This window comes from Providencia sp. LY12 (genome assembly GCF_057621555.1).
The window spans coordinates 3,094,877-3,106,972 of record NZ_CM172594.1; the positions used below are offsets into that span (position 1 = coordinate 3,094,877).

A 12,096-nucleotide genomic window follows, 5' to 3' on the forward strand; every position below is an offset into this window, starting at 1 on the left:
TCCTCTTAGTTTTGTGGTTATTTATGTGCGACCCAGCCAAGGGTTTGGCGGGCTAAAACATCACGAACAGGCGGCAACATCTCCATCGCCATCAGACCTAAATTACGCCCCACAATTAATGGGAAGCAACGATTAGCAAATAAGCGCACCAGACCATCGGTCATGGTGACTGTTTTTTCTCGATCGGCTAATCGGGTATGTTGGTACTGACTTAGCAATGAATAACTGCCAATATCTTGCTGATTATCATGAGCATTGACGACTAACTCAGCTAATTGCATGACATCACGGATCCCAAGGTTGAAACCTTGCCCTGCAATTGGGTGTAATGTTTGCGCTGCATTTCCCACCAACGCAACACGGTGACTGACAGGATTCACCGCTTTTCTTAACACTAATGGGTAACAATTACGTTTACCAGCTTGGGTTATTTCCCCTAAACGCCAGCCAAATGCTTGCTGTAATTTGCGAATAAAGGTTTCATCATCCCACGCATTAATATCGTCAGCATGTTCTTGGCGATGACACCAAACTAACGAGCTACGCCCTTCAGACATAGGTAATAATGCCAAAGGACCAAATTCAGTAAAGCGTTCGAAGGCACGCCCTGCGGGGTCAATCGATGTTTTCACATTGGCAATAATTGCCACTTGTCCATAATCATCTTGCTGCCATTGCATATTGCAAGCTTGACCAATCGCAGAACGGCTACCATCCGCCGCCACTAATAAACTGCCCGTGATTTGCTCACCGCTGTCTAACGTGACAGTCACGTTGTCCACTGTACGCTCAACATGCTCCACTTTAGCAGGACAATAAAGTGTAACGCCAGGCGCTTTACGTAACAGTGAAAATAAACGAGCACCTGCTTCATGCAATTCGATCACATTACCCAATTCAGTGATTTGGTGATCTTCAGCATGAATATTAACAAACCCTGCATGCCCTCTATCGGACACATGAACGTGATTAATGGGGGTAACGCAATCAGCAAATGCAGACCAAACACCAATCGACGATAGGTACTGGCAAGTACCGTGCGCTAACGCAATCGCTCGTGCATCAAAACCCGGATGCTGGTTATCCGGTTGAGATGCTTCGATTAGTGATACCGAAACACGTCCTCGACTGAGTGATGAAATTGCCAGTGCCAATGTCGCGCCAGCCATTCCTCCCCCAACAATAATCACATTCATAGGTTGTTAATTACCTTCTGTTATTACTTTTTACTGCTTAACCTAAGCGTTTTTTAGCCGCCGCCATTAACGCTTCAATTTCATCAGGATCTTTAACGACCATCGCCGTTAAGTTTTCATTCCCATCTTCAGTGATAAGAATGTCGTCTTCGATACGTACACCGATACCACGGTATTGAGGCGGTACGTCAGCATCTGGCGCAATATATAATCCTGGTTCAATGGTTAGCACCATGCCCGGCTCTAAAATGCGGTCTCTTTCTACACCGTAAAAACCGACATCATGAACATCTAAGCCCAGCCAATGGCTTAAACCATGCATAAAAAATGGATGATACGCTTTGTTTTCGATCAATTGTTCGACGTCACCCTGCAAAATGCCTAATTTCACTAAGCCTTCTGTTTTAATGCGAACAATTTGACGAGTCACTTCGTGGATACTGGTGCCTGGGCGGTAAAGTTCTAATGCGGTGTTAATAGATTGAAGCACGATATCGTAAATTTCACGCTGTTCTTTGGTGAATTTTCCGTTCACAGGGAAAGTTCGGGTGATATCCCCTGCGTAACCTTCTAACTCTGCACCGGCATCAATTAGGACTAAGTCCCCATTTTTCATCGCACATTCATTTTCTGTGTAGTGCAAAATGCAGGCGTTTTCGCCACTACCGACGATGGTGTTATAAGATGGGAAACGCGCACCATGGCGAGTAAATTCATACTCAATCTCACCACAGAGTTGGTATTCATACATATTCGGGCGGCAAGTTTCCATTGCACGAATATGGGCTAATGCTGAAATTTCACCCGCTTTGCGCATAACCGCCATTTCCGCATCCGATTTAAACAGGCGCATTTCGTGCACCATTGGACGCCAGTCAATGAGCGTGCGAGGGGCTTTTAAATTGCGACGACTTCCTCGGCGCAGCACATCCAACGCACCGAAAACCAGTTTATCCGCGTAATCAAATTCACCTTGAGCGTGATAAACCACATCGAGACCATTGAGTAATTGATAAAGCTGGTCAACGATTTCATCGAATGGCAGCGCTTTATCAATACCTAATTTTTCTGGTGCCGCATCTTGCCCTAAGCGACGCCCAAACCAAATTTCGGCAGTGAGATCGCGAACACGGTTGAATAGCACGGTGTGGCTATGTTTCTCGTCACTTTTTATTAAAACTAAAACCGCTTCTGGCTCACTAAATCCAGTCAGATACAGAAAATCACTGTGCTGGCGATACGGATATTCGCAATCCGCATTACGTTGTGCTTCAGGTGCTGAGAAAATAATAGCAGCACTTGCTGGCGCCATTTGAGCCAATAATGCATTACGACGAGAAATAAATTCCTGCTTATTCATACCGTTATTGCCTTATTATTTGGGTTTTAGGTTGGTTGCTTGTTTGATAATTAGCTAAAAATCAAACGGCAATCAGTTTAAATTAGGTAAATCCGTTCCTTAACCGTAGGTGACTGACAATGCAGAAAGCCTACAGTTAGTGGGTCGCTACCTAATATTATAGATTAGTGAAGAACGGGCTTGATATTTTCAACAACGGTTGGACCTTTTTTCGGCTCAGCCAGTGCGATATAACACAGTTGAACGGCAACTCTCACATATTCAACAACTTCTTCTAATGCTTGCTCTAACTCTTCTTGGTCTTCTTCTTCATCATAACCAAGCATACCGATGTTACGTAGATCGGTAATTACTTCACTAATCTCTTTTTTATCAGTCAGTTTAGGTTGAGCAACACCAATGCCAAGTAAGAAGTGGTTAACCCAGCCAGCTAGTGCGTCCGCATGGTCAAACACAGAAGCGTCTTCATCCGGAAATAGCATATTGAATGCAAATTCGGTGTCATCTAATGCTTCAAATGTGAGGTCATACAGTTCACGCAGCGGTTGTGAAACGGTTTGCGGAAACGCAAGTCCATCATTTGCTAGATCATGAACAAGGGTTTGCCAACCTAGGTCACGGCTTCCTCCACAAATCAGTCCGGTTATTAAACCATGGATCTCGGCGGCAGTGAGTGCGATTGAGTGCTGTTGGAGTAAGTTGTCCAACGATTCATAGTTAGGTAAAGATTTTTGTATAGACATCTGAATTCGTCATGTTAGCTTGGGATTCGTGATATGCTACCACCAAGGATAGCCGCTAGACCAGTCTGCTTTTTTTGTCTGAGTTATTATTAGCTTATTTTTATTCTAAACTAGTAATATATCGCCAATGCCTATCTAAGCATAAGCTATGCAAAAATTAACAACATTTACGCCAAATGTCCTACTTTTATTGGCGAAAAAGATTTTAGTATGGAGGTATCATGTCCGCACAACCCGTTGATATTCAGATTTTTGGGCGCTCTATGCGCGTTAATTGCCCAATAGAACAAAAAGAAGCGCTCTTAGAGTCAGCAAAAGAATTAGAAGAACGCTTAAAAACGTTAAAAGACCGAAGCGGTGTCACTAACACTGAACAACTTATTTTCATTGTCGCATTGAACGTCTGTCACGAATTAGCACAAGAAAAGACAAAAACGCGCGATTATGCTTATAATATGGAAGAGAAAATAAAAGTATTGCAGCAGACGATTGAACAAGCGTTGCACGATCAGGTAAAAATCACTGAGAGGCAGGTATTGCCCCTAGAGTAAATATGCTTATTAATCAATCACTAGTAAAAAAATAAAACGAAAAATTAGGTTGCATTTACACTCTAATTTCGTACAATGAAATCACTGAGTAACGAAAGTTCTCAAAACAAATTTCTCTGAGATGCGCGTCAGTGGGTAAGTCCCCTGAGCCGATATTTCATACCAAACAGAATGTGGTTATTGCGCTGGTGAGCATGCCTGATTCGCTCAGGAAGCCTAAAGGTTGCTAAACTGCGTTCACCTTGAACCAAGGGTTCAAGGGTTACAGCCTACAACGGCATCTTGGAGACCTCCCTTCTATTTAGTCTTTTCTATATTCTTTGCACAAAATCTCAAACCCACACTAAAAATTACGTATTCCGATTCCTTGCGATATACTGTTTCGTAGGTTTTTCCACGAGTTATCAACTTGATATTAGGAATATGATTTATGGAAATGGTTATGTCAGATACGCTCTCTTCACTACGTCAGCAAATCCGTAAATCTATTCGAGCTACCAGACGGGAACTGACGCCTGAAGTTCAAGATGATGCGGCACAACGCATTATCGCCCACACACTTAATCACCCAAAAGTCGCACAAGCTAAAACTATCGCCCTATTTCTTTCGTTCGATGGTGAAATTAATACACGTCCATTAATCCAAGCCCTTTGGGATCACGGAAAACAAGTTTATCTACCCGTTATTCACCCTTTTAATCCTCATCACTTATTATTTTTGCACTACACACCGAAGACTATCTTAGTAAAAAATAAATTTAATATTGAAGAGCCACAATTGAATGTGTTGGATGTATTACCTATCGAGCGACTGGATATAATGATGATCCCGCTGGTAGCTTTTGATAGCCAAGGGCAACGGTTAGGAATGGGAGGAGGGTTTTATGATAGAACATTGGCAAATTGGCAACAAACTGGCTTTTATCCTATTGGACTCGCCCATGATTGTCAGTTAGTTGAAGTTTTACCTGTCGCGCACTGGGATATTCCATTACCAGAAATTATTACTCCGAAAAAAATATGGCGCTGGTAGATACCAACACCACTGTGCTTTTAATGAAATGTTTTTAATGCATCGACTGATTAGAACAGCAGACGAGCGCGGATGGTGCCTGGTAGAGATTTTAATTTCAGTAATACTTCATCCGCTTGGCTTGGTGACTGCGTCAACACATCAATAACCACATAGCCCACATTCCCTGAGGTTCGCAAGTATTGCCCAACCACGTTAATGTTATTTTCAGTAAACACTTGGTTGATACTGTTCATGATACCAGGGCGGTTTTCATGAATGTGCAGTAAACGGTTAGTATCATCCATATGCACTGGCAGCGAAACTTCAGGGAAGTTAACCGCAGATAATGTTGAACCGTTATCTGAGTATTTTGCCAGTTTACTTGCCACTTCTAAGCCGATATTTTCTTGCGCTTCTTCCGTTGAACCACCGATATGTGGAGTCAGGATAACGTTATCGAATTTAATCAACTCAGAAATGAATGGGTCATTAGGATCGTTGTTTGCTGCTGGTTCCGTTGGGAAAACGTCAACCGCTGCACCTGATAATTTCTTGCTTTCTAACGCTGAACTTAATGCAGGAATATCAACAACAGTACCGCGTGATGCGTTGATGAAAATCGCACCTTGCTTCATTTGCTCAAACTGCACTTCGCCAAACATGTTTTTCGTGCTGGCCGTTTCAGGCACATGTAAGCTCACCACATCGCTCATTTTTAATAATTCTGGTAATGAACGAACTTGAGTTGCGTTACCTAATGGCAATTTGTTTTCGATATCATAGAAGTAAACATCCATACCGATACCTTCAGCTAAGATCCCTAACTGTGTACCGATATGACCATAACCGACAATACCTAAGCGTTTGCCACGAGCTTCAAAGCAGCCTTTCGCTTGTTTTTCCCAGATCCCGCGGTGTGCTTGCATATTCGCTTCAGGAATACGACGTAACAGAAGTAATAACTGACCTAATACCATTTCCGCCACGGAACGGGTGTTGGAGAATGGTGCATTAAAGACAGGAATACCGCGCTTCGCTGCAGCATCGAGATCAACTTGGTTGGTTCCAATACAGAAACATCCCACAGCCACCAGTTTTTCTGCTGCGGCAAAGATCTCTTCCGTCAAATGAGTACGGGAGCGGATCCCCACAAAACGTGCATCTTTAATCGCTTCTTTTAATTCTTCGTCCGACAGCGCACTTTTGTGATATTCGATATTGGTGTAACCCGCTGCTTTGAGGTTATCCACTGCACTTTGGTGAACACCTTCAAGCAGTAAAAATTTAATTTTGTCTTTCTGCAAAGATACCTTGACCATTTACCCTACCCTATCGTACTTAATTTTGACCGATGAATTTCGTATGAACTCAAAATAATTCAAGATGCACGCCATGAAATTAAGGCACTCCAGCCCCCTCACATGCACCTTGAAATAAAACGAGAATACCAACATAGCAAAATTCAGCGCAGTAGCAATACAAACGATTGCTTAGACTCTGCTAAAAAGTGTGATGAAAAAGAAGTTATGTGGTGGAAAATCTAGAGCGGTAACACAAAATAAGCATTTTGCCCACCCAATGGGCATTTGTGTGAGATATATCACCAAAATAACGGAAGGTAAAAAAAATTTAAATAATTTTCATGTTGATGATATTTACAAAAGTCATTAACCATCAAACTATTTAGTTAAAAACACGCTAATCAAAAACAAAATAAGCCAGTGAACTCAAAAAGCCACTGGCTTATCATTACATTCTGATTAATTACAACTTAATGGTTTTTACGCCGTCAGCCGTTCCCATCAGCACGACATCCGCGCCACGGTTAGCAAATAATCCGACAGTTACAACACCAGCAATGCCATTGATTTTATTTTCTAATGCGACTGGGTCGAGGATTTCTAAATTGTGAACATCTAAAATAACGTTGCCGTTATCCGTCACCACGTTTTCACGGTAAACCGGCTGGCCACCCAGTTTGACTAGCTCACGAGCCACATAGCTACGCGCCATTGGGATCACTTCCACTGGTAGAGGGAATTTGCCCAGTACGCCCACCAGCTTAGATTGGTCTACGATACACACGAATGTTTTAGCAATGGCAGACACGATTTTTTCACGGGTTAACGCTGCACCACCGCCTTTGATCATGTTCATGTTACCGTCAACTTCGTCAGCACCATCAACATAAACATCTAATGAATCCACGCTATTACAGTCAAAAACGGGAATACCCAAGGATTTTAATTTTTGCGTTGATGCTTCAGAGCTAGAGACTGCGCCTTCGATTTGCCCCTTCATTGTTGCTAATGCATCAATAAAATGAGAGGCAGTAGACCCCGTACCAACACCAACAATGGTGCCTGGTCTAACATATTCTAATGCTGCCCAACCTACTGCTTTTTTTAATTCATCCTGAGTCATGCGAGAGCCTTATACTGAAATAATGAGTCATTAAGTAGATGCTCAATAGTATATACCGGACACCCAGCAAGTTGCAGTATTGTTATTAGGGATTGTGCACTACTTCTTATGAAAAATACCCTTTAGGAATATTTGCAAGTGTTATCCCTAAAAATATGGCATAGTGATTGGCAGAATAACAAGAAGGAGAGTTTTTGATGAAGCGCCCTGATTATCGCGCCTTGCAAGCACTGGATGCCGTCATTCGTGAACGCGGATTTGAACGAGCAGCACAAAAATTGTGTATCACCCAATCTGCGGTTTCTCAACGAATCAAACAGTTAGAAAACCTTTTTGGTCAGCCTTTACTCGTGCGCACCGTTCCGCCACATCCGACTGAACAAGGTCAAAAACTGCTAGCGCTGCTTCATCAAGTAGAATTACTCGAAGAACAGTGGCTTGGAGATGAAAACAGCGGCTCTACCCCATTATTGCTCTCCTTAGCGGTCAACGCCGATAGCTTGGCAACCTGGTTCTTACCTGCATTGAATCCCGTTCTGGGCAACACCCCTATTCGCTTGAATATTCAAGTGGAAGATGAAACTCGTACCCAGGAACGTTTAAGACGCGGTGAAGTAGTCGGTGCTATCAGTATTCAGCCACAAGCGCTACCGGGCTGTTTAGTCGATAAACTGGGTGCTCTGGACTATATTTTCGTGGCCTCTCCTGGCTTTGCGGCTAAATATTTCCCTGAAGGTGTAACTCGCGCATCGCTACTAAAAGCGCCTGCCGTGGCTTTTGACCACTTAGATGATATGCACCAAGCCTTTGTACAACAAAACTTTGGTCTATCGCCAGGTAGCGTCCCTTGCCATATCGTTAACTCATCGGAAGCGTTTGTGCAGCTAGCAAAACAGGGCTCAACATGCTGTATGATCCCACACTTGCAGATTGCCAGCGAATTAGAAAATGGTGAACTAATCGATTTAACACCGGGGTTATGCCAGCGCCGTATGCTTTATTGGCATCGTTTTGCGCCAGAAAGCCGCACAATAAAGAAAGTGACTGACGCCCTGCTAAAAACAGGACGCCAGATGCTAAAACAAGATGATGAAATTGCGGCTGAAATTAACGCTTAATTTCAAAAACCACATCGACTTGGTCATTAAAATCAATACTTTGTTGCTCATAGGTCTCATCAACATTGAGATCTTGAGCAGCAGCTTTCAGCGAACCACCACGGCTACGCATCGCCATCGGGTATGGCACATCTGATGGCGCATTGTAATTAATGCTGTAAATCGGCCCTAACTGGGCATTAAACCCTTTCGCCAACGCTTCAGCCTGCTGTTGAGCATTCTTCATCGCTTGGTCACGCGCAGCATTACGATATTTCTGCGGATCATTCACGCCAAATTGGACTGAATTAATTTCATTCAATCCTGCCGCTAATGCCCCATCGAGCAGCACATTCAATTGATCCAGTTTTTTCACTTTCACTTCAACGGTTCTTGTCGCGGTATAGCCTTTTAAAGACGCCTTAGCAGTCGAACTATAATCATAGTTTGGTTGGGTACGCACATTGGCAGCTTCAATATCTTGCTTTTCAATGCCATTTTTCTTTAGGAATTCATAGTATTCAGCAACACGCTTATCAACTGCGGTTTTCGCAGCCGCGGCATCTTTATTGGTCACTTGCACATTAATGCTCAGCGTCGCCATATCTGGTGCCACTTTCACAGCACCACTTGCTGACGTCGAAATATGAGGACCTTCTGGTACGGCGCTTGCCAATGACATGGTTGGTACCGCAAGACCTGCCAGCAGGGCAGCAACAACGATAGATTTCAATTTCACAGAACCTCCCAATGGTATTTTTCTCTACAAGAAAAAGGAAGTTCATCATAAACTTCCTTTGATTAAGGTTCACATTATCATATTCAGCGCAAACTGCGATTCAGAATAATGCTAATTAATAACCCAAACCATGCATCGCGAGTTTAAATGCAATAAACCACATGACACAACCGACAAACAGGTTAATAAAACGCTGAGAGCGAGGTTTATTCAGTATAGGAGAAAACCAAGCGGCTAACAGGGCTAATAAGAAAAACCACACAAATGAAGCCGTCAAAGCCCCTGCTGTAAACCATGGACGTAATTGGCTTTCTAATTGCCCACCGACACTCCCTAGCACCACAAATGTATCCAAGTACACATGCGGATTCAGCCAAGTGACGGCAAATAAAGTCACAATCACTTTCCAGCGTGTCATCGTTTTGCTTTCTAGCTGTAAGACCTCATCATCTGGAGCCATCGCTGTACGAAACGCGCCATAACCATACCACGCTAAAAATGCGACTCCAGCCCATGTAATTAACGCCATCAATAACTCAGACTGGCTTAATAAGGCACTACCGCCAAATACACCGGCAATAATTAAAATCGTGTCACTTAGCGCGCATAACAATGCACTCATTAAATGAAATTGTTTGCGACTACCTTGCTGCAATACAAATGCATTTTGTGGCCCCAACGGTAATATCATTGCAGCCCCAAGCAGAGCCCCCTGAAAATAAATCGTAAACATGCAATTCTTCCCAATAATTATTCAGTTCATCTGCAAAGAATAATATCCAGAAAAAATTATTAGTGAAAACGATTAACTCTAATGGACCATAAGTAAGGCTAATCAGGATTGGCAATAAAGAAAAGATAGAAAGTAGGATGAGGCTAAGGACAAAATGCAAATAAAAATAGCGCAATGTTTAGGTCGCGCCATTTTTAAGGATAAATACGTTAATACTTATTCAGCAGAAATATTTTTTGCGCTGGTATTAACTTGGTGAAGATGAACATCCATTTGCGGGAATGGAATACCAATATTGTGCTTATCAAGAGCACGCTTAAAGTTTTCCATTAAATCCCAATAAACCGGCCAAGTATCGCCATTCGTTGTCCAGAAACGCACTAAATAGTTTAATGAAGATGGTGCCATTTCATTTAAACGGATAGTCACGCCTTTATCATGCAGAATACGCGAATCAGCAGCAACGATATCACCCAATACTTTTTTAACCACATCAATATCAGAATTGTAAGCAACACCGACCATAATATCTTGGCGACGAAGCGGCTCACGAGTCACGTTAATGATGCTGTCACCAATAATTTTACCGTTTGGGATCACCACAATACGGTCATCTGCCGTTCTCAATGTAGTTGAGAAAATTTGCACGCTTTGTACTGTACCGTCAATCGCACCAATTTTAACAAACTCACCCGCTTTTAATGGTCTGAATACCACCAGCAGAACGCCCGCAGCAAAGTTACCTAATGAGTTTTGTAATGCTAAACCAACCGCTAAACCGGCGGCACCCATTACCGCGATGACAGAGGCAGTTTGTACGCCAATTTTTCCCAGCACAGCAATTAAGGTAAATGCCACAATGGTATAGCGAGCAATAGCAGATAAGAATTCGCTAACAGTGGAGTCAATTCCTCTCATTGTCATCACGCGATTCAAACCACGGCTAACCCATTTAGCAATCATCAACCCCACAATTAAAATAACAAGTGCGGAAACGATATTGACGACATACTGGACTAGCAGATCCTGATTTGCCACAAACCAATTTGTTGCATCATTCAATGCGCCTGTAACATCATCAGTATTCATATGTATATCCTTTTCGATCAAATTTAGACTAGGAAAACTCGCTCAATTCAATTAGTAACCTTAGAAACTATTAGTAAATAATTGAATAACACGCTTAAAATAATAGCTATAAATTATCAAAATATAAAATTAATCGATAAATAAAATGTTATTTATCGATTTTCGATAACAAATTCACGGTAGTCATCCAACATATCAAAAAAGTCATTTACACCACAAAAAGCAATACTTTCATTATCATAGTAACTCATGCCCTCTTCTAACCCGTCCGTCTCAAAGGCTAACTGGTTCGCACGGATCATCACCTCCTCATCATCAAGAATAAGTGTGTATTCGTGACCAATAAACTCCCATTGCTTTTCGCTGCCTTTAATAAGTTCATAATTTTCTGCGATGGTGTCCAGTAAACTGAGGTCATTTTTGATTTCCTCATTTAACCAATAACCGATAGCTTCATGATCCATTGAAAATTTAGCGGTAATACTTCCTGTAATATCCTTTAAGAATTGGTAATCCATATGCAATACCTCACACTTTGCGTCTTTGAATTAAGTATAACGCGAGTCAAGCGGGTTTGCTTAGCGCTATTACGGGCTGTCAGAAGAAAATTAATGGTCGTGACTATTACGCTGCATAAATATATTTATTCGATTAAGATTGATACACACTACCCAACTCGGTAATAGGAACGTTAATGATTAATCGATTAGACCATTTAGTCTTAACCACCACAGATCTTGATGCCTGTCTTGATTTTTACCAACGTATTTTAAAGATGTCTGTGATCACCTTCGGTGAACAACGTTTTGCCCTGCAATTTGGTCAGCAAAAGATAAACATTCACCAATATGGGAAAGAGTTTGAACCTAAGGCACATTTGCCTGTTCCAGGATCGTTAGATCTCTGCTTTATCAGTGATATTCCACTAATTGAAGTTCAAAAGCATATTGAACAGCAAGGTGTGGAAATTATAGAGGGGCCAGTACAAAGAACGGGTGCTATCGGTAAGATTATCTCTTTGTATATCAGAGATCCTGATTTGAATTTGATTGAAATTTCACAATATCTTTAACGCTCACCTAGCTATATTCGTATTCTTTGCTAAAAGCAAGATAGAAAAAACCCCAAAAATTGAATTCTCAATTCTTG

General features: G+C 42.0%; 14 protein-coding genes and 1 other RNA gene. 6 read left to right on the plus strand and 9 right to left on the minus strand.

Annotated features, from left to right (window positions below; all coding sequences use genetic code 11):
- Window positions 1-17: 17 nt before the first annotated feature.
- From ubiH to ACY3ZI_RS14935, 3 genes are all read right to left on the minus strand, one after another.
- Entirely contained in the window at window positions 18-1,196 is a 1,179-nt protein-coding gene (gene ubiH, locus ACY3ZI_RS14925) for a 2-octaprenyl-6-methoxyphenyl hydroxylase (RefSeq protein WP_211886257.1), read from the minus strand.
- Window positions 1,197-1,233: 37 nt separating this feature from the next.
- Entirely contained in the window at window positions 1,234-2,556 is a 1,323-nt protein-coding gene (pepP, locus tag ACY3ZI_RS14930) for a Xaa-Pro aminopeptidase (protein ID WP_211886259.1), read from the minus strand.
- A 164-nt stretch (window positions 2,557-2,720) separates the two neighbouring features.
- Window positions 2,721-3,299: a YecA/YgfB family protein gene (locus tag ACY3ZI_RS14935; RefSeq protein WP_487375444.1), complete on the minus strand. Its 579-nt coding sequence runs from the start codon at window positions 3,297-3,299 to the stop codon at window positions 2,721-2,723.
- Window positions 3,300-3,520: 221 nt separating this feature from the next.
- Here ACY3ZI_RS14935 and zapA point away from each other — a divergent pair, with 221 nt between their 5' ends.
- From zapA to ACY3ZI_RS14950, 3 genes are all read left to right on the plus strand, one after another.
- Window positions 3,521-3,850: a cell division protein ZapA gene (gene zapA, locus ACY3ZI_RS14940; RefSeq protein WP_036951152.1), complete on the plus strand. Its 330-nt coding sequence runs from the start codon at window positions 3,521-3,523 to the stop codon at window positions 3,848-3,850.
- 110 nt (window positions 3,851-3,960) lie between these two features.
- Window positions 3,961-4,143: non-coding RNA, 6S RNA (gene ssrS, locus ACY3ZI_RS14945), on the plus strand.
- 137 nt (window positions 4,144-4,280) lie between these two features.
- Window positions 4,281-4,883, plus strand: a complete 603-nt coding sequence (locus ACY3ZI_RS14950; protein WP_249215515.1) for a 5-formyltetrahydrofolate cyclo-ligase — start codon at window positions 4,281-4,283, stop codon at window positions 4,881-4,883.
- A gap of 50 nt (window positions 4,884-4,933) precedes the next feature.
- Here the strand turns inward: ACY3ZI_RS14950 and serA are convergent, their stop codons facing one another.
- The gene (gene serA / locus ACY3ZI_RS14955) at window positions 4,934-6,184 is read right to left on the minus strand and encodes a phosphoglycerate dehydrogenase (RefSeq protein WP_036951154.1); all 1,251 of its coding nucleotides are present in this window, start codon (window positions 6,182-6,184) and stop codon (window positions 4,934-4,936) included.
- Between the two features lie 193 nt (window positions 6,185-6,377).
- Between serA and ACY3ZI_RS14960 the strand changes: the two genes are divergently transcribed.
- Complete coding sequence (locus ACY3ZI_RS14960; RefSeq protein ID WP_487375445.1) at window positions 6,378-6,536, plus strand: hypothetical protein; 159 nt, start codon at window positions 6,378-6,380, stop codon at window positions 6,534-6,536.
- Window positions 6,537-6,629: 93 nt separating this feature from the next.
- Here ACY3ZI_RS14960 and rpiA read toward each other — a convergent pair whose 3' ends face one another.
- Window positions 6,630-7,289 carry a ribose-5-phosphate isomerase RpiA gene (gene rpiA, locus ACY3ZI_RS14965; protein WP_108478272.1) on the minus strand — a complete coding sequence of 220 codons (660 nt, stop codon included), beginning with the start codon at window positions 7,287-7,289 and terminating at the stop codon, window positions 6,630-6,632.
- Between the two features lie 197 nt (window positions 7,290-7,486).
- Here rpiA and ACY3ZI_RS14970 point away from each other — a divergent pair, with 197 nt between their 5' ends.
- Window positions 7,487-8,407, plus strand: a complete 921-nt coding sequence (locus ACY3ZI_RS14970) for a LysR family transcriptional regulator ArgP (protein WP_487375446.1) — start codon at window positions 7,487-7,489, stop codon at window positions 8,405-8,407.
- On the opposite strand, the gene ACY3ZI_RS14975 is transcribed toward ACY3ZI_RS14970, so the two are convergent.
- The 4 genes from ACY3ZI_RS14975 to ACY3ZI_RS14990 form a co-directional block, all read right to left on the minus strand.
- Window positions 8,397-9,125 carry an oxidative stress defense protein gene (locus ACY3ZI_RS14975; RefSeq protein ID WP_211886266.1) on the minus strand — a complete coding sequence of 243 codons (729 nt, stop codon included), beginning with the start codon at window positions 9,123-9,125 and terminating at the stop codon, window positions 8,397-8,399. The genes ACY3ZI_RS14970 and ACY3ZI_RS14975 overlap by 11 nt on opposite strands.
- 115 nt (window positions 9,126-9,240) lie before the next feature.
- Window positions 9,241-9,858 (minus strand): arginine exporter ArgO, encoded by a 618-nt coding sequence (argO, locus tag ACY3ZI_RS14980; RefSeq protein WP_487375447.1) that lies wholly within the window; start codon window positions 9,856-9,858, stop codon window positions 9,241-9,243.
- A 216-nt stretch (window positions 9,859-10,074) separates the two neighbouring features.
- The gene (gene mscS / locus ACY3ZI_RS14985; protein ID WP_036951161.1) at window positions 10,075-10,947 is read right to left on the minus strand and encodes a small-conductance mechanosensitive channel MscS; all 873 of its coding nucleotides are present in this window, start codon (window positions 10,945-10,947) and stop codon (window positions 10,075-10,077) included.
- Between the two features lie 152 nt (window positions 10,948-11,099).
- Window positions 11,100-11,465, minus strand: coding sequence for a YacL family protein (locus tag ACY3ZI_RS14990; RefSeq protein ID WP_036951163.1), 366 nt, complete (start codon window positions 11,463-11,465; stop codon window positions 11,100-11,102).
- Window positions 11,466-11,641: 176 nt separating this feature from the next.
- On the opposite strand from ACY3ZI_RS14990, the gene ACY3ZI_RS14995 reads away from it, so the two are divergent.
- Window positions 11,642-12,019, plus strand: coding sequence for a VOC family protein (locus ACY3ZI_RS14995; protein ID WP_211886272.1), 378 nt, complete (start codon window positions 11,642-11,644; stop codon window positions 12,017-12,019).
- The last annotated feature ends 77 nt before the right edge of the window (window positions 12,020-12,096 follow it).

What these genes read in the sequence shown, in the direction of transcription:
- ubiH (WP_211886257.1), bottom strand. Translation starts at nt 1,196, where the DNA reads ATGAATGTGATTATTGTTGGGGGAGGAATGGCTGGCGCGACATTGGCA.
- pepP (WP_211886259.1), bottom strand. Translation starts at nt 2,556, where the DNA reads ATGAATAAGCAGGAATTTATTTCTCGTCGTAATGCATTATTGGCTCAA.
- ACY3ZI_RS14935 (WP_487375444.1), bottom strand. Translation starts at nt 3,299, where the DNA reads ATGTCTATACAAAAATCTTTACCTAACTATGAATCGTTGGACAACTTA.
- zapA (WP_036951152.1), top strand. Translation starts at nt 3,521, where the DNA reads ATGTCCGCACAACCCGTTGATATTCAGATTTTTGGGCGCTCTATGCGC.
- ACY3ZI_RS14950 (WP_249215515.1), top strand. Translation starts at nt 4,281, where the DNA reads ATGGAAATGGTTATGTCAGATACGCTCTCTTCACTACGTCAGCAAATC.
- serA (WP_036951154.1), bottom strand. Translation starts at nt 6,184, where the DNA reads ATGGTCAAGGTATCTTTGCAGAAAGACAAAATTAAATTTTTACTGCTT.
- ACY3ZI_RS14960 (WP_487375445.1), top strand. Translation starts at nt 6,378, where the DNA reads ATGAAAAAGAAGTTATGTGGTGGAAAATCTAGAGCGGTAACACAAAAT.
- rpiA (WP_108478272.1), bottom strand. Translation starts at nt 7,289, where the DNA reads ATGACTCAGGATGAATTAAAAAAAGCAGTAGGTTGGGCAGCATTAGAA.
- ACY3ZI_RS14970 (WP_487375446.1), top strand. Translation starts at nt 7,487, where the DNA reads ATGAAGCGCCCTGATTATCGCGCCTTGCAAGCACTGGATGCCGTCATT.
- argO (WP_487375447.1), bottom strand. Translation starts at nt 9,858, where the DNA reads ATGTTTACGATTTATTTTCAGGGGGCTCTGCTTGGGGCTGCAATGATA.
- mscS (WP_036951161.1), bottom strand. Translation starts at nt 10,947, where the DNA reads ATGAATACTGATGATGTTACAGGCGCATTGAATGATGCAACAAATTGG.
- ACY3ZI_RS14990 (WP_036951163.1), bottom strand. Translation starts at nt 11,465, where the DNA reads ATGGATTACCAATTCTTAAAGGATATTACAGGAAGTATTACCGCTAAA.
- ACY3ZI_RS14995 (WP_211886272.1), top strand. Translation starts at nt 11,642, where the DNA reads ATGATTAATCGATTAGACCATTTAGTCTTAACCACCACAGATCTTGAT.